The sequence below is a fragment of the Sinomicrobium weinanense genome, from assembly GCF_018863395.1.
GTDB lineage: Bacteria > Bacteroidota > Bacteroidia > Flavobacteriales > Flavobacteriaceae > Sinomicrobium > Sinomicrobium weinanense.
On record NZ_JAHKRR010000001.1, the window covers coordinates 519,094 to 535,226 of the forward strand.

At 45.7% G+C, this 16,133-nt stretch carries 15 protein-coding genes; 3 read left to right on the top strand and 12 right to left on the bottom strand.

Going from position 1 to position 16,133, the window contains the following annotated elements:
• Positions 1-55: 55 nt before the first annotated feature.
• The 5 genes from KN811_RS02235 to KN811_RS02255 form a co-directional block, all read right to left on the bottom strand.
• Positions 56-874, bottom strand: coding sequence for a hypothetical protein (locus KN811_RS02235; RefSeq protein ID WP_187966636.1), 819 nt, complete (start codon positions 872-874; stop codon positions 56-58).
• Positions 875-1,106: 232 nt separating this feature from the next.
• On the bottom strand, positions 1,107-1,583 hold the full coding sequence (locus KN811_RS02240; RefSeq protein ID WP_187966635.1) for a hypothetical protein: 477 nt from the start codon (positions 1,581-1,583) through the stop codon (positions 1,107-1,109).
• A gap of 179 nt (positions 1,584-1,762) precedes the next feature.
• Positions 1,763-2,551, bottom strand: a complete 789-nt coding sequence (locus KN811_RS02245) for a M48 family metallopeptidase (protein WP_187966634.1) — start codon at positions 2,549-2,551, stop codon at positions 1,763-1,765.
• Between the two features lie 284 nt (positions 2,552-2,835).
• The gene (locus KN811_RS02250) at positions 2,836-3,648 is read right to left on the bottom strand and encodes a mechanosensitive ion channel family protein (RefSeq protein ID WP_187966633.1); all 813 of its coding nucleotides are present in this window, start codon (positions 3,646-3,648) and stop codon (positions 2,836-2,838) included.
• A 251-nt stretch (positions 3,649-3,899) separates the two neighbouring features.
• Complete coding sequence (locus tag KN811_RS02255; protein WP_187966632.1) at positions 3,900-4,361, bottom strand: hypothetical protein; 462 nt, start codon at positions 4,359-4,361, stop codon at positions 3,900-3,902.
• A gap of 283 nt (positions 4,362-4,644) precedes the next feature.
• Between KN811_RS02255 and KN811_RS02260 the strand changes: the two genes are divergently transcribed.
• Complete coding sequence (locus KN811_RS02260; protein WP_187966631.1) at positions 4,645-7,143, top strand: toxin-antitoxin system YwqK family antitoxin; 2,499 nt, start codon at positions 4,645-4,647, stop codon at positions 7,141-7,143.
• A gap of 41 nt (positions 7,144-7,184) precedes the next feature.
• Here KN811_RS02260 and KN811_RS02265 read toward each other — a convergent pair whose 3' ends face one another.
• Together KN811_RS02265 and KN811_RS02270 are read right to left on the bottom strand one after the other, a co-directional pair.
• Entirely contained in the window at positions 7,185-7,577 is a 393-nt protein-coding gene (locus KN811_RS02265) for a DUF1801 domain-containing protein (RefSeq protein WP_187966630.1), read from the bottom strand.
• An 18-nt stretch (positions 7,578-7,595) separates the two neighbouring features.
• The gene (locus KN811_RS02270; RefSeq protein ID WP_187966629.1) at positions 7,596-8,498 is read right to left on the bottom strand and encodes an alpha/beta hydrolase family protein; all 903 of its coding nucleotides are present in this window, start codon (positions 8,496-8,498) and stop codon (positions 7,596-7,598) included.
• Positions 8,499-8,692: 194 nt separating this feature from the next.
• On the opposite strand from KN811_RS02270, the gene KN811_RS02275 reads away from it, so the two are divergent.
• Complete coding sequence (locus KN811_RS02275) at positions 8,693-9,064, top strand: VOC family protein (RefSeq protein WP_187966628.1); 372 nt, start codon at positions 8,693-8,695, stop codon at positions 9,062-9,064.
• 8 nt (positions 9,065-9,072) lie between these two features.
• On the opposite strand, the gene KN811_RS02280 is transcribed toward KN811_RS02275, so the two are convergent.
• Together KN811_RS02280 and KN811_RS02285 are read right to left on the bottom strand one after the other, a co-directional pair.
• A complete protein-coding gene (locus KN811_RS02280; protein WP_187966627.1) occupies positions 9,073-9,510 on the bottom strand; it encodes a class I SAM-dependent methyltransferase in 438 nt (145 codons plus the stop codon).
• 44 nt (positions 9,511-9,554) lie between these two features.
• The gene (locus KN811_RS02285) at positions 9,555-10,343 is read right to left on the bottom strand and encodes an AraC family transcriptional regulator (protein WP_187966626.1); all 789 of its coding nucleotides are present in this window, start codon (positions 10,341-10,343) and stop codon (positions 9,555-9,557) included.
• 70 nt (positions 10,344-10,413) lie between these two features.
• Here KN811_RS02285 and KN811_RS02290 point away from each other — a divergent pair, with 70 nt between their 5' ends.
• Positions 10,414-12,102, top strand: coding sequence for a 2-isopropylmalate synthase (locus KN811_RS02290; RefSeq protein WP_187966625.1), 1,689 nt, complete (start codon positions 10,414-10,416; stop codon positions 12,100-12,102).
• A 395-nt stretch (positions 12,103-12,497) separates the two neighbouring features.
• Here the strand turns inward: KN811_RS02290 and KN811_RS02295 are convergent, their stop codons facing one another.
• From KN811_RS02295 to KN811_RS02305, 3 genes are all read right to left on the bottom strand, one after another.
• Positions 12,498-13,493 (bottom strand): aldo/keto reductase, encoded by a 996-nt coding sequence (locus KN811_RS02295; protein WP_187966624.1) that lies wholly within the window; start codon positions 13,491-13,493, stop codon positions 12,498-12,500.
• Positions 13,494-13,527: 34 nt separating this feature from the next.
• On the bottom strand, positions 13,528-14,835 hold the full coding sequence (locus tag KN811_RS02300) for a PQQ-dependent sugar dehydrogenase (RefSeq protein WP_187966623.1): 1,308 nt from the start codon (positions 14,833-14,835) through the stop codon (positions 13,528-13,530).
• A 157-nt stretch (positions 14,836-14,992) separates the two neighbouring features.
• Positions 14,993-16,087, bottom strand: a complete 1,095-nt coding sequence (locus KN811_RS02305) for a Gfo/Idh/MocA family protein (protein WP_187966622.1) — start codon at positions 16,085-16,087, stop codon at positions 14,993-14,995.
• Positions 16,088-16,133: the final 46 nt, after the last annotated feature.

Genomic DNA, 16,133 nt, shown 5'->3' on the forward strand with positions numbered 1-16,133 from the left:
AAATATACCATAAATATATTAAATACTCGTGCCAGGATTTTTTATGGCCGCGATATTATTTCCCGTATACAGGTGTCCTTTTCAGCAGGTAGTTCAGTGTTATACGGTAAGCATCTATTCCCGGCCAGAATGAGTTGTGTTCCTGCCCGAAAAGGTGCTGGCCGTTATGGTCATATATATTCATATTTACGGTGGTATCATAGTTTTTCTCGGAAGTGGTAGAGCTGGTTGTGGTATTTAAAATTTTTCCGATAACATTCTTTTTGTTACTTTCCTTTACAACGGAGTTTCCGGATGCTGTGGTAGATGAAACTACACTGGTTTCATTAGTGGTTATCATGCCTTGAATTACATACTCTACCTTTAAGATCTGGCATATTTCACCCATGGTATATCCCTGGATATTGTTGTTATTGACACCTGCCTTGGCCAACAGCGCATTTGTTGTTTGTATATCCTGTATTTGCAGGTTATTGGCCTTCTTGTTTAGAATGGAGAAACATTCCTGCTGGATTTTAAGGGGCATCTGCGTGCTTCCGTCTTTCTGATCTGCAATATAAGCAAAGGGCAGGATGGCCAGCTTGTTGTGAAAATCTGCAGGCTGGGCGTTATCGCCGGATGTGTCTGTTTTATCAGGGTTAAAGAACTCTATGCGGCCACTGGCAAAGGTGATCTTGCTGATGTCTGCTTTTTTAATGGTGTATATCAGGGCTTCGTTGGTATAGGCAAACTTAATTTCGTCATCTGAAATTTCGGTGACCTTGCCAGACCGCTGTTCTCCGTTGTTCATCAGGAGGAGGTCATACTTCGGGGTCTCCTGAGCATGAATAACAAAGCACATAAGGGTTAAAAGATAAAAGGTAGTGAGGCGCATAAGGGGTTTCATTTAAGGTTAAAATCTGGACAGTTGTTTATTCCTGGGTTACGAATGGATCCGGGATAATTGATTGTTTTTCTGACAACAATTTAAATAAAAAAAATCAAATAATGATGTTCAGAACAGGAAACCTCTTTGGTTTCTCCTGGCATAGCAACGAGGTTTCAGGAAGAATTAACGGTGTTTTTTGTTACTGTCACCCGGGATGGGGTAGTAGCAATACCAGGGTTTACTTTGCCATGGAGTTATTTTTTAGGCTAAAAATCAGTATGCTACATATAGTGCCAATGATAAATCCAGTAAACAGGTAGCTTCCAAAATGAAGGTCCTGATAATTTATTGCATTTTGAATTCTGCTTTCTGCAGGGTATTCAGACATTTTTAATAATTGCCTGTTGATTAGAAATACCCTGAACTGCCATGCCAGAATTCCGCATCCTATTACAATTCCACAGGTAATTATACTTTGCTTTATAAATTTTAACCGGGCAAATTTACCTGCAATCAGGTACAGAACGGGAATACTTCCCAGGGCAAGGGCAAAAATCAGGTGTGCATAAAATTGTCCGCCTATGGAGGTGCTTACAATTTGAGTATTTCCCTGGTCCAATTGAGAAAGCGATACTTCTATGAAAAGGTTACTTATCAAAAAACCGATAATGGTCAGGATCAGTATTATTCCAATATAAACCAGTGTCTTTTTCATTCTGTTTTTAAGGTGTGGTTAACTTACGGTGTTGGATGTTTTCAGGATTCACAGGCAAATTTCCATGGTTTTCAATAATTTTTCAGCCTGTAAACAACAAAAGACCCCATAGCGGGGCCTTTGTCTGATATATGATATATTTTGTGCTTTTATACTTACCATAATAGCGCACAAAATGTTTATTCCGGACGTTTAAACCCGTCTTTCTCCGCTTTTTTGCTCATGGCCTTTATTCGCTTTTCCGTATCGGGGTGGGAAGAAAACAATTGCGATCCTTTTTTCTTTCCTTCGGCTTCCCCGGAATCTCCGAGCAGTTTTTCAAATGCCATGGACATATGCCACGGGTTTACCTCATTGTCTTTTAAAAATTTATAGCCATAGTCATCGGCTTTGCTCTCCTGTTTTCTGGAAAATGCGGAGTTGGCCACAGCCTCTCCCAGCTCTCCCAGTTGAGACTGGCTTAAGGTAGCCGCAGCTCCGCCCTGTGAAGCTACACCTTCTTTGAGGGCAGAGGTGAGCAGGGCTGTTTTGAACGCGTCTTTGGAGTCGGTGTTTTTTACGTGCCCTATTTCGTGCCCGATAACTCCCAGTATTTCTTCGTCAGACATAACGTCCATTAACCCGGCACAAACACGTACACTGCCGTCGGCACAGGCAAAGGCGTTGACGTCCTTTACGAGATAAACCTTGAAGTTGAGGTCCAGTCCGTCGTAAGTGGTCAGTCCGGACGTCAGTTTTTTCAGGCGTTGTGCCAGTTCGTCATTTTCCGGGGCTACGGGATTGTTTTCATCCATCCACTGAATGTATTCCCTGGTATAGGCAATCACTTCTTCATCACTCAATGTAACGGCTTTAACCACCTTGGAGCCGGATTTCAATACATTTTTGTTCAACTTGATCTGTGCACCGGCAGTAAGCGACATTGTAACTACAAGCACACCTGTGGCACTAAGACGTAATAGGTTCATCGTTGTCTGTTTTTTTTTAAATTGATATGTACAAAAATACGGACAATATCTCTATATACGAAATCCCGGTTTTCCGGGATTTTGAAAAAGCTGCCGCGTTTGGCTATTCCGGATAGGATGCGTTGCAGGTAGTTTCTTTTGTTTTCCCCTTTTCCGTCCTTTGCGACCGCCGGTGTTTTTAAAACATACCTGAATTACAAAAGGCCCGAAGCCGGGCCTTTGTCCAATATGTTGTGTTCTGATGCCCATTTCCGTTTTACTTCAACGGGTACCGGCGGGCATGGTTACCCTTCTTTCTGAATTTCCACCTGGTGCGGATAGGGGATCTCAATACCTTCGGCATCAAAGCGGTATTTCATTTCTTCCAGTACATGCCAGCGGCAGTCCCAGAAATGTTCGTTTCTGGCCCAATACCTTAAGGACAGGTTGATGGAGCTATCGGCCAGCTCGTTAACGATGACCATGGGTGCAGGTTCCCGGAGAACCGTTTCTTTGGAGTTTACAATATCGAGAAGGATCTCTTTGGCCTTTTTAATATTGGAGTCATAACTGATACCGGCAATGATATTTTCCCTTCTTATGCTTTCGGCACTGTAATTTACAATGTTCTCATTGGATAGTTTTCCGTTAGGGATAATGGCCAGTTGATTGCCGAAAGTATTGAGGGAGGTGTTGACGATACCGATTTCCTTTACGGTTCCGGAAATGCCTTGTGCTTCTATAAAGTCGCCTACTTTAAAAGGTTTAAAGATCATGATCAGTACTCCTCCGGCAAAGTTGGCCAGTGATCCCTGAAGGGCAAGCCCTATGGCCAGGCCGGCAGAAGCGATAACGGCGGCAAAAGACATGGTCTGAATGCCAAGCGTACCCATAATAATGATAATCAGAAGTATTTTTAGCCCCCAATCCAGTATGGTGGCCAGGAAACCTTGCAGACCGACGTCGTATTTCCGCTTTTTCATGATCTTCCGGGCGTATTTGACCACACGTCCGAAGACCCACAAGCCTACGATCCATATTAAAATGGCAAGAATGATCCTGGGGGTAAACTCTACGATCAACTCTATTCCTTTTTCAATCCATTGTTCTGTTTCCATACCGATAACCTGATTTTTAGGGTTTAAATTAGTGTTATTTTACGATGTTGTTTTTATCTAAACTACAACTTGTGTATAAAAATATTTTCCAAAGGTATCTAATAATTTTCAACGCTACAAAACCGAAAAAGGCCCGTTAATGCCGGTTTATAACCGGAAACAGGGCCTTAAGCCATATCGTCCTTTATTGTTGGCGCTTCAAAGATCTCATTCCATGGCGTAGTGTTTTTAAGGATGGCAGCAGCAGTAATTTAGTTAACCTCTAAATCGAGCTGTCTTCCTTCTTCAAATGCTTTTTTATCCAATTCCGTACCTATTGCAATGCCCAATACCATTCCCACGGGCAATCCGACTCCCAGAAAAGCCATATTTCCCATGCTTATCCCGAAGATAATTCCGATCGGAATACCGAATACAGCCATTCCTAATGGTAACCATAAGTTGAGATAATGTTTTTTAGGCACTAATTTTATTTTTTTCTCAATGAGCTTAATAATTCCGTTTTGTTTTTTCCCGATCGTTTTTTTCAACGGGTTTCCATCACCCGGAATTGAGTTTATTTCCTCAATATCTTTATTGACAGAGTTTACGATCTCCGCGGGCAGTTCCCTTTTTCTCAATTCGCTTAGAAGTTTTTCAAATTGAAGGTACGTTTTTTCGGTTTTGGTATTTTTAGTAAGGTGAGGTCTTTGTTTCAGGTTGTTAATTTTCATTTGTTCATATTTTATAGGAGGTACAAGATAGCCATAATTTATGCTTTGAGCAGGTGAATATGCAATATAATATCACTGATTTCAGTGATGCGATATTACGCAACTAATAAGATCTTTGCATAAGAAACGATCGTCCGATATAAAATGAATGCTACCCGGTAGTGCGTTTTTTATTTATCACCCCCGGCATATATAAAAATATTCGGATGATTTTCGACGAAATAAATTTTATCTTTTGCCCGAAAACGATCCGGAAATGTATTTTAATTATAAAAATCAGTCCATGAGAACTCCTTTTATCACTGTTTTACTGCTCATTTGTTTTGCATTTTCGAATGCCCAAAACGACACGATCTGGTTTGACGGGAATTGGAAAAAAACGACCAAAGAAAAAGCCTTTTTTTACCGGCTTCCCGTAAAAAAGGAGAAGAAACTATACCGGATAAACGATTTTTACATCGATGGTACCAGGCAAATGACCGGGCTTTCCAGGTACAGGGATTCTGTACATCTGGAGGGTAAGGCCGTTTGGTATGATGAAAAGGGAGAGGCGATAAACGAGCAAACTTATAAAGACAATATCCTGCATGGAGTGAGCACCTTTTACAGGCCCTGGGGGTCATATGGTACCCGCCAGGAAATTACCTATCAGAACGGAAAGAAAAAAAAGGAAGTTTTTTTCGATACGGACAGGAACGGCATCCGGTTTGAAAATTACCTGGAAAAAGAGCGTATCGTTAAAAGTGTGTTTTACGGCGATGAGGGAGAACTGATCGGGAGTTTTAATGCGCAGGAACAGGAAGGGGAAAAGGTCAGCTATTATTCCAACCCCATGAAGGTCAAAACCGTTGTGGAGATCAGGGACGGCTCCTATAAATATTCGTATTCCTTTTTCCCGAACGGGCAGGCACGGAGCACCTTTGACACCATTCAGCTCAAAAAGACCTTTTATAATGAGCAGGGAGGCCGGATAGGTGAGCTCCAATACGAAAGTAAACAGAACGGGCTGTTCTACCTGGAAGGCGAACTATATGAATATAATACGGACGGGCGAACAATAGGGCGAATAATAGGCTATGAGAACGGCAGGCAAACCTCGGTTAAGGAGTTTAACAACAACGGTATTTTAAAACGCGAGGATATTTTAGAGAACGGCCGGGTGGTAAAAACCATCAGCTATACCGATAAAGGTGAAGAATTGGGAGTTTTCACCAAAAAGGACGACATCCTGAACGGCACTATCCGGGAAAAGAACAACGATATTATTACCTATAAAGACAATAAGGCGGTACAGGCAGTAAAGCACTACCATAGGTCTGACAAGGTGTTCGCTTCATTGGAAAATTCGGTTATTACCTTTTATGACAGCATTGGAAAATCCCTGGGCCGGCTCAGGGTAGCGCTGCAACCGGGAAAATATTTTCCGGACCTGCTGGAAAACGGAAGCTATAACCCGGCGCCGGTAGAAGGGACACTGTTCAGGATAGATTATCAAAACAGGATCGCCTTAAAAGCCCGATATAAAAACAGTAAAAAAACGGAAGAAACAACATATAACTATCGGAGAGAAATCGGCTCCGATGAAATAAAGGGCTTCGGGGAAACGAAAGCCTATAACGAAAATGAACAACTGATAAAACGCATTACCTATTATAGCAACGGCAGGAAGCAAAGCGAAATAAACTACAAACCGGATTCGGAAAGCACAAAGACCACAGGGATATTTTTTGATCAGGCGGGCAAACAAACAGGCGAATATAATTACGAGACCCAAACAGGTGTTCTGTACGAATTTTTTTCACAGTCCGATGATGTTGAGAAGATCATACAACGTGAAAACGGAGAATACGTTAAACAAAAAACCTATCAACAGGTTTATAACGGTGTCCTGCGTACTTACGATATCGTGTTACGCGAAGATATTGAGGCGAATGGTAAAGCGAAATTTTACGCTCGGCAAGGCCAGTTGATAGCGGAAGCCACTTTTATAAATGGTAAACCTACCGGGACGATCTATGATTTTAGATCGAAGGAAAAAATGGAGCTGAAAGAAGGTATGAGGCACGGTGCCTATATTAAATATGAAAGTGATGAAACAAATGTAAAAGAAGAAGGCTATTATATAAACGATAAAAAACACGGTAAGTTTATCGAATTCGTAGATGGCACGAAGCGGGTGGAAGAAAATTTTAATGCCGGGGAAAAAGAAGGTTATACCATTTATTACGATAAGAAAGGGGAGGAGGCTTCCCGGCTTCTGTATAAAAATGGCGCCCCTTATGAAGGCCGGCAAACATCCCGCTATGGCGATGAAAAAATATATGAAAAGGGTACTGTTGTAAAAGAAATAAAGAATAAAGAAAACCTGAAAACAGTAACCAATTATCTGTCGGAACAAAAATCGAGTACCACGGTCTATGACGCGAAAGGCAACAGCCTGTTGTCTTATGAGAAGGCAGACAACCGGCTGCACGGCAAGGTTGTCCGGTTTAAAAACAACAAAGCAGAACACACCGCCATTTTTTCAAAAGGCACATTAACCACAGGTACGGTATGGATAAAGACCGATAACGGCTACCGTTCAGAAGCCTATTCTCAAGTGAACAAGGACAACAATAAAACAAGCATAAAAACCTATAATAAAGAAGGAGAACTTCTTTTCAGCGGGGAAATCAATCCGGCCCTTTATACAGATTATAGCGAACGGATTTTAGATCATAAACTGGGCATTAAAACATATATTTCTGACCGGGACCTTTTTATCGAAGAACTCGGCGACTGATTATTCCGGTGTAACGGATGCCTGCCCCGGATAATTCAGTTTTATTTCAGCCTTTTCAATACCCCTTTCCGCTTTACGATGTTTTTATAGTCCCACTGGATGTTTCGTGATTTTTCGAGCCAGCGTTTCACATCGTCACGGTTTATTTGATCGATATGGGTATAACGTATGGAACCGTCCTTGAATTTCCCGGTGGTGGGTTTGAGCTGTTCTTCGTCAAAACCGGCCCCGCTCCAGAAAAACAGGCGTATGCAGTCTTTTAATTTGCTGTACCCCACAATGGGGTTGCCTTGCAGGAACCACACCGGGTGACCGTGCCATATCTTGTTTTCGGCTTCGGGCAGGTTATGGCAAATCTCTTCTGCCAGGGTATTGCAGATCTCCCTGTCCGCGTTTGCTTGAGAATTGTTATAGGCCTTAATTTCCCTGTTCATGTTGTTTGATTGATTGGTTCATTTTTTTAACCGGTCATTAAACCAGTGTATGACAACATCGTTAAGTTCCTTTTTTTTGTCAGAGAAAAAGTGATCTGTTTCGAACTTTTTCAACTCAAAATCATAATTCAGTTTTGTCAGATCTTTGGCGATTTTGTCTGCCTGAACGGGGTTTACCCTTTTGTCCCGGGTTCCGCATAAAATCAGTAAACTACTTTTTTTACTCAGCTCGTCGCTCCAATAGATAACGGAACGTTTTTTTAGTTCAGTGTCCTTGTGTTTCCAATAACCCGGAATACATGCTGCAATCACTTTAGATTCCAGTGCGGGGCGGTCTGCTATAATGCCAAATAAATCTGTCGGGGCATTGCCCACAATGGCAGTTTTGATCTCGTCGGACTTTTGAAGGGCAAGATATGTCATCATTCCACCTCTTGACCAGCCGAACATCCCGATACGATCAGGGTTGGCTTTTTTGATCTCCTTCACGGTTTCCGTCAGGGCCAGGACATCATTGATTTCCGAACCGCCGAATTCATCTTTTTCCCGATAATTACTTCCGACAATTACATAACCCTGTGCGGCCAGTTTGGAAGTATAAAGTATCATGGTCGAAATCGTTAATGGTGCAAAATCCCGGTTCCCGCCACGATTGAAGATCACAACCGGGTATTTTTCATCTTTTTTCGGCTCGATTAAGATCCCGTTGACCTGTATGGAGTCACTCCGGTAGGTAATAAAGTAAAAATTTAATGTATTGAGGTGTTCAAAACCGGAAATTAAGGTGTCATTTTCTGAAATTTTATCCCAGAGCTGCGTCTGTGAGATATCTACCGCTCTTTTCGACAGGATCTTTCCGTTTTGAGCACAGATGTAGCCTGAAAGTTGAAGTAAAACAAGTAGTGATATAATCTTATTCATGGGACCTGGTTTAAAGCGATCTTTAATTTTTACAGCAGGAACTTTCAAATGAATACCAAAAGATGAAATGTGCCGTAATCCGGGAAATCTTTGTAATTTCAATGAATAAATTTGCAATTTTCTAATTTACGGACTGATCCATCGAATTACAAAACCTTATTTACTGTTAAAAGTAACAAACAAACCCCACAGTAATGCAAAATAAGAATGAGACCATCAGAATAGTTCCGAATATTTATTCAAATGATATGACCGACTGTAAGAAATTCTACGTGGAATTTCTGGGGCTGAAACTAGTAATGGATATGGAGTGGATATATACATTTGCTTCCGAAAAAAATCCCCTGGCCCAGATCTCGGTTATAAAAAATGAGAACATAGCCCCTTTAGATAACAGTGCTGTATTTATCTCTATGGAAGTATCCGATGTCAACAATAAATACGAACGGGCCAAGCAACTGGGCTGGGATATCGTCTATGATATCAGGAACGAACCCTGGGGTGTACGCCGCTTTTTTGTAAAAGACCCGAATGGGGCTACCATAAATGTGTTAAGTCATTTATAAAAACAGCTTTAGTTTTTAAAACCTTCAGGGACTAATTCTCTTAAGGGGTTTCCGCCGTCTATAAAGAGTTTGCCGTTCTTTTTAAGTAGTCCGGAAATTTTTTTCAGGGCTTCCTGTTCAATTTCCGGGTGCCGTCCGTCCAGGGCTCCGACCCTTATGGCAAAAGCAAAATCAAAAGGTTCTTCTCCCGGCAGTTCCAGTGCTTCAATTTTTGCCTGTACGAATTTAAGCGCTCCCTTTTCAATTTCTTTTTGCGCGTTTTTGGTGGCTTGAGCAATGGCTTTCGGGGAACGGTCCACGGCCAGGACGTAACCGTTTTCTACCCGGTTCACAATTTCGCGTGCAGCGAGCCCCGTGCCACACCCGACTTCTAATACCCGGATACCGTTCTTTAATGGAAGGGCGTCTACAATTTCTGCCAGCCTGTTGGAAATTTTTTGTGCCATGGTGTCTCAGGTTCATTTTAATTTAATGTTGTTTAGTACCCTTTCTAAAGGTGGAACCGGGCAGGGGATTGGCCCGTGTATTTCCGGAACATATGGATAAAGGTGCTGGGGTTTTCATATCCCAGGTCATATCCTATTTCTTTTACCGGCCGCTGCTCGTTTAGCTGTTTAATGGCTTCCAGTATTTTTAGCCTGGTCCGCCATTCGCCGAAACTCATACCGAGTTCCCTGATAAACAGGCGCGAAAGGGTGCGTGTACTGACATGGGCCAGGGCGGCGTAAAAAGACAGGGGTTTCTTCTCCGATATTTGAGCAATCAGGGCTTTAGTGACCTGTTGCACCCGGGGTTCGTCACTTGTGGGCAGGAAGAGCGAAGCGGGTTTTATATGCCCGAGTTCATCTACCAGTACACCGGCCATCCTCAACACACGGGGCGATGATAAGCGGGCTTCCGGGAATGAGGTCATTTTCAGGATCAGTTCTTTCAGCAGGGGGTTCATATCAAATGCAAAACACTTGTCCGGCAGGTTTTTAGTCACCGAAGGATCGAAGAACAAGGTCCGGACCCTCACATTATCGGGAAAATATACCTGGTGTTCTTCAAGGCCGGGGATCCATATGCCCTGCGTGGGGGTTACGGTCCAGAGCTGCCCGGAAGTAACGACCTTCATAATTCCCTGGTCGGCATATATAACCTGTGCCCTGGGATGTAAATGAGCCGCTTCGCAGCGCCCGTGGGTTATGGTTTTGGAATAGGCGGTAACCGGACGCCGGGGATTTATTTCAAACCCGAGGCCGAGTCCGCTTATGATTGTCTCTTTTTCTGTATTCATTGTCTAAATATAGTAATTGTGTCATAATTACGGTTCAGATCTTTGCAGAAAGATATAAATCCGTGAAGCTATGTTACAGGACCCCGGAAAAAAATACAGCCCGAATAAACTTTTGAATTTGCCCGACAGGAAATGGCCCGACAGGGTGCAGCAATGCCCTCCCGTATGGTGTAGTGTAGATATGAGAGATGGCAACCAGGCGCTTATAAACCCTATGGGTGCTTCCCGGAAAAGGCGTTTTTTCGACCTGCTGACACGTATGGGGTTTAAAGAGGTCGAAGTCGGTTTTCCCGCGGCTTCCTCAACCGATTACAACTATGTCCGCGAACTGATCGAAGAAGGGAAGATCCCCGATGATGTCACGGTCCAGGTTATGACACAGGCCAGGCCTGCACTGATACAAACCACTTTTGAGGCGCTTCGGGGCGTTCCCCGGGCCATTGTTCACCTCTACAATGCCACGGCTCCCTTTTTCAGGGATGTGGTTTTCGGCGTGGACCGCAAAGGTTGTATCCGGATAGCCACAGATGCCGCGAGGGCGGTGAAGCGGCAGATGGAGCAATATCCCGGAAGCCGGTGGACCTTTCAGTACTCCCCGGAAACATTCTGCTTTACCGAACCCGATTTCGGATTGGAAATATGCAATGCCGTGATCGCGGAATTTGACCCTACGCCCGAAAATAAAATGATACTCAACCTTCCCACTACCGTAGAAGTATCCACCCCCAATGTCTTTGCCGATCATATAGAATGGTTTTGCAGGCATATAGACCGGAGGGACAGCCTAATAATCAGTGTTCACCCGCATAACGACCGGGGCACCGCCGTTGCCACCGCCGAGCTGGCCTGTCTTGCCGGGGCAGAACGGGTTGAAGGTACTTTGTTCGGCAACGGGGAACGTACGGGAAATGTGGATATCATGACCCTGGCATTGAACCTCTATACCTCCGGAATAGCCCCCGGACTGGATTTCTCTGATATGGACACGGTGGCCCGGGAAGTAACGCATTGCAACCAGTTGCCCGTACACCCCAGGCATCCCTATGCCGGGGAGCTGGTCTTTACGGCTTTTTCCGGTTCGCACCAGGATGCCATTAAAAAAGGTTTTGCCGCCCGTAAAGCAGATCCCGGGGGATTATGGGAAGTTCCTTACCTGCCCGTCGACCCTGCGGACCTCGGTCGTAATTACGAAGCTATTATCAGGGTAAACAGTCAGTCGGGGAAGGGGGGCGTTGCGTATGTACTGGAACAGCACGGCATTGTCCTGCCCCGGGAATTGCAGATAGAGTTCAGCCGTATCGTTCAGGAAGAAACGGAGAGGGCAGGAGGAGAGATCTCTGAAGCACAGTTGCTGGACAGCTTTTCCAGGACGTATTTTTCTGATCCGGCGCCATACCGGCTAAGGTCCCTGGAAGAAAGGAAAGAAAATACGAAGGCCCATATCACGGCCAGCCTGGAAACTCCCGGAAATACCCTTATGGTAGAGGGGACGGGAGATACTTTGCAGGCAGCCTTTGCAGCGGGCTGCGTAAAACACGGACTTTGTACTGAAATTACGGATATTCCCTGTAACAGAACCAAAACGTATGGGGGGAAAGAAATATACAGCTTTGTGAAAGTCAGGTCCGGAGCGCACGATCTCTTCGGGGCAGGGAGGGACAGGAACGAAGCGAGGGCCTTTGTAAAAGCGGTGCTTTGCGCGATAAACCGCGGTATATCCAAAGCATTGCTAAATAGTAATATAGTTGAAAATCAGTGATGTAAAAAAGGTATGTATCGTATTTTATGTGTTTTTATTGGGGAAAATTAACTTTTATTGGTATTTTTGATACGCAATTAACATTTACTGCCAAACGACCGGGGAAAGGAAATAGCTTTCGGCGTTTTCTTTTCTCAAAATCCAGGTTTTAGTCAAATTACCCCAAAAATGAGCATACCGTAAAAATGGTGTGCGGGCCCCCTGGAGGGCCTTTTTTAGACATGGCCCTTTCGTATATATTGATATAGAAACACCTCCCAAAAAGTGTTCTTCAGGCACTTTCCGGAGGTGTTTTTTATAATCAGTTCCTGCCTTACCGGCTGGTAAACCTGCCCTTTGGCTCTGCTCAGGACCAAACCCGAAACTGGCAACCGGCAACCGTCCAACAAAGGAAATCACAATTCCAGCTCCAAATAGCTGAGTTTTTCCGTAATCGCGGCAATTTCACTTTCTGTAAGCTCCGTGTCGGCAGCTTTGGCATTTTGTACGGCCTGTGCCTCATTCCTGGCACCGACCAGGGCAATGGTTATACCGGGTTGTTCCAGTGTCCAGAGGATAACGAGCTGGCCGAGGGTCAGTCCCTTGTTATCGGCAATGGGTTTAATGCTTTGCAGAAAGTCATTGGTGCGTGTAAGGTTAATGTCTTTGAAATAGGGATTGGATGCCCGGTGATCGCCAGGGGCAAACTGGTGGCCGGGTTTTAGTTTTCCGGTGAGCAGACCGCGTTCCATCGGGCTATAAGCAAGGATCCCTTTCTGATGTTTCAGGCAATGGGGAACGACCTCCGCTTCAATCTCTCTTTTTACCATGCTGTAAGGGACCTGGTTAGAAGCCAGCGAAACGTATTTTTCCGCCTCGGCCATTTGTTCTGCATCGTAATTGCACACCCCGGCATGGCGTACTTTCCCGTCGCGGATAAGCCGGTCAACCGCTTCCATACTTTCCTGGATGGGGGTGGTAAGGTCCGGCCAGTGGATCTGGTAAAGGTCTATATAATCCGTGCCGAGCCGCTTAAGGCTGTCTTCGCACTCCTTGATAATACTTTCTTTCCCCGCATATTTGTATATATCGATATCCTTTCCGGTATTGTCTTTACTGTGAGCGGCAAGTTTTCCTTTGGCCAGGTCCCAGCGCATACCGTATTTGGTGAGCAGCTGTACCTGGTCCCTGGGGATATCCCTAATGGCTTCGCCTACGATCTCTTCGCTGGTCCCCTGTCCGTAGATCGGAGCAGTGTCGATAGAGGTCACCCCGTGATCGTATGCAGCCCTTATGGCATTTACAGCGTCCTTGCGTTCCGTACCGCCCCACATCCAGCCCCCGGCCGCCCAGGCGCCAAAGGTTACTACGGATAAATTAAGGTCGGTGTTTCCCAGTTTTCTGTATTTCATAGTTCGTATTGTTTGTCAATCTAAAAGTTGCTTGTTATTCTTTGCCGTTATAGAGTATCCTGTAAATGGTCCCGCCCGCATCGTCAGAAACGTAGAGCGAACCGTCCGGGCCCTGGGCCAGTCCGCAGGGGCGGTGTTTGGCCTCCCCGGGAGCCATGACCGGGTCCTTGCCGGCAAAACCATCGGCAAAGATCTCCCATGGTCCGGCGGGCTTCCCGGATTTAAAGGGAACAAAAGCCACCATAAAGCCTTCCTGTTTTTCCGGGGCCCTGTTCCAGGAACCGTGAAAGGCTATAAAAGCACCGTTCTTATATTTTTCCGGGAACATGGAGCCGGTGTAGAATAACAGGCCATTGGGCGCTATATGCGCCGGGAAGGCCACTAAGGGGTCTATGGCGTCTTTTCCTTTCCCTTCTTCCGGTTCTTTTTTACCGTCTCCGCCAAATTCGGGCCCCAACACATTTTTCCCCTGGTCCCGGTCGTAGTATACATACGGCCATCCGGCATCGTCCCCTTCTTCGATCTTGTAGAGGGCCTCGGCAGGGAGTTCGGCAGAAGCCCCGGAGTCGTACAGTTCGGGGAAGAGGTCGTGCAGGTTGTCCCGGCCGTGCTGCATTACATAAAGGGTGTTGTCTGCGGTGTTCCAGTCCAGCCCAACTACATTTCTCAGCCCGGTGGCATATCGTGTTCCCTGGCCATAAGACTGTTTCATCATACGGGCTTTGAATTTCCAGATCCCCCCGGCAGAATCCAGGATAGGGCAGGGGTACATCCCGGGGGAATCCTTGGTCCTGTCCCGCTCCTGGCAGGCGTTGGAATAAGCCCCGATATTTACATAGAGATTCTCGTTGTTGTCCAGGACAATGGATTTGGAGTTGTGTTGCCCGCGGTCAATGAGGTTATGAACAATGGTATCGGGAGTACCGGTGTTTTCCGGCAGTTGGTTTTCGTTCAGCGGATAGCGGAAAACGGAGGTATTGGAGGAGGCGTACAGGTACTCGCCTTTGAGGGCAATCCCTGTTCCGCCGTAGTCCCCGAAGCCGGTATTGCGGTCGGCCCTTCCGTCCTTATCCTCGTCCGAGAGGATAACAATTCCCTTCCCGTCTTTGGGGCGGTTTAGTTTTACGAGGATGTCCCCGTTGTCGTTTACCACCAGGTGGCGGGCCTCGCCAATACTGTCGGCCACTTTCAGGGCGCCAAACCCCTCCGGCAGTTGCAGCTCTGCATTGTCCTTATCGGGCAGGATGGTTTTGGGTTTGTCATTGGTTTTTGTAGAACAGGCAACAATGTTCAGGGCAATACACACCGCTAAGGGAATGTATGCGCAGGAGATCTTGGTCATAGCGTTAGTTTTTAAGTTCTCATAAAAATTGTGGATTCCGGAGGAAAATTACAACAATAAATTTAATTTTTTACGGATCATCCCTTTAAAGGTCCCATGGCTGTGGAGCGATCTTGTTTTAGGTTTAACAGTAAGTATTTAAAAACAAGGGAGCTTTTTACAACTCAATACGCTCGCCCCGCAGGGCAGAGGCTTTGGCCGCTTCCAGGATCTCTACCACGATGAGGTTGTTTTCCAGGGATGACAGATGGTTTTCAGGAAGTTTTTTTCCTGCCAGGGCCGCTTCGAGAAAGGAGACCTGGTCTTTAAAATAATCTCCTTTGACGGGGATTTCCCGGCCTTTCGGCATTTCCTCATAACGGACCAGGGTTTCCCCGTTTACGGCATGGAGAGAGGTTTTAGGGCCATAGACCTGGAGGTCCTTGATGCTGTAAGGCCAGTTCCATGAGGCCTGGATAATGCCTGTTGCCCCGTTCCCGTATTCTACGATAATGGTGGCGTCGTCATCCACATCGGGGTATATATGCGGTTTTAGCTGGCGTGTAACCGCAGTAACGGCTACGGGTCTTTCGCCGTCCATAAGCCAGGTCATGAGGTTGGCGCCATAACACCCGAAATCGGTGAGCGCCCCTGCACCGTTACTGACGGGGTCTGTCAACCAGCTTAAAAATTCCGCGCTGCAACCGATCTCTTCCGGGCCCTGGTGCCCGTCCCGGGCGATCATCTTTTTTACAGGGCCGAACCCCTGCTCGTGCAAAAGCGTTTTGAGCACCTGGTTACTACCGTACCAGGTGGTTTCGTAGTTTGTGAATACCGGGGTATTGTTCGCTTCAGAAAGGCGGGCTATCCTCCGGGCCTGTTTGTTGTTTACGGCCAGCGGCTTTTCTACCATAAGCGGTATCTTAAGGGGCAGGCAGGCTTCGGCTACATCCACATGCCCGGCTATGGGGTTATAGGCCAGTACGGCATCGGGATGCACCTTGTTAAGCATGCCGGCTACATTGTCGTAAAAAAGGGAGTCCGGGAGTTGATAGTCCTTTTGCAACCTACGGATAAGCTGTTTGTCCGGCTCGGCGATCCCGACAATGTTTACCCGGTGTTGCCGGTATTGGTTTAGCAATACATGGATGTGATCGTGGTTCATCCCGGCAACGGCCACATCCAGTACTTTATTCTGGCCGGATAAAAAGTGAAAAGACAGAACAAGGGCCAGAACATACCATTTCCGGCTAAGGAGCAGCGTTTTCTTCATTTTGGTTTTTGGTCTTAAATTAGGATTATTTTTTGCTATCCTGTTG

Bases quoted from the DNA above. Each gene is read 5' to 3' on its own strand.
- KN811_RS02240 (WP_187966635.1), bottom strand. From the start codon at position 1,583: ATGAAAAAGACACTGGTTTATATTGGAATAATACTGATCCTGACCATT.
- KN811_RS02280 (WP_187966627.1), bottom strand. From the start codon at position 9,510: ATGGCACAAAAAATTTCCAACAGGCTGGCAGAAATTGTAGACGCCCTT.
- KN811_RS02255 (WP_187966632.1), bottom strand. From the start codon at position 4,361: ATGAAAATTAACAACCTGAAACAAAGACCTCACCTTACTAAAAATACC.
- KN811_RS02290 (WP_187966625.1), top strand. From the start codon at position 10,414: ATGTTACAGGACCCCGGAAAAAAATACAGCCCGAATAAACTTTTGAAT.
- KN811_RS02245 (WP_187966634.1), bottom strand. From the start codon at position 2,551: ATGAACCTATTACGTCTTAGTGCCACAGGTGTGCTTGTAGTTACAATG.
- KN811_RS02300 (WP_187966623.1), bottom strand. From the start codon at position 14,835: ATGACCAAGATCTCCTGCGCATACATTCCCTTAGCGGTGTGTATTGCC.
- KN811_RS02235 (WP_187966636.1), bottom strand. From the start codon at position 874: ATGCGCCTCACTACCTTTTATCTTTTAACCCTTATGTGCTTTGTTATT.
- KN811_RS02250 (WP_187966633.1), bottom strand. From the start codon at position 3,648: ATGGAAACAGAACAATGGATTGAAAAAGGAATAGAGTTGATCGTAGAG.
- KN811_RS02295 (WP_187966624.1), bottom strand. From the start codon at position 13,493: ATGAAATACAGAAAACTGGGAAACACCGACCTTAATTTATCCGTAGTA.
- KN811_RS02305 (WP_187966622.1), bottom strand. From the start codon at position 16,087: ATGAAGAAAACGCTGCTCCTTAGCCGGAAATGGTATGTTCTGGCCCTT.
- KN811_RS02270 (WP_187966629.1), bottom strand. From the start codon at position 8,498: ATGAATAAGATTATATCACTACTTGTTTTACTTCAACTTTCAGGCTAC.
- KN811_RS02285 (WP_187966626.1), bottom strand. From the start codon at position 10,343: ATGAATACAGAAAAAGAGACAATCATAAGCGGACTCGGCCTCGGGTTT.
- KN811_RS02260 (WP_187966631.1), top strand. From the start codon at position 4,645: ATGAGAACTCCTTTTATCACTGTTTTACTGCTCATTTGTTTTGCATTT.
- KN811_RS02275 (WP_187966628.1), top strand. From the start codon at position 8,693: ATGCAAAATAAGAATGAGACCATCAGAATAGTTCCGAATATTTATTCA.
- KN811_RS02265 (WP_187966630.1), bottom strand. From the start codon at position 7,577: ATGAACAGGGAAATTAAGGCCTATAACAATTCTCAAGCAAACGCGGAC.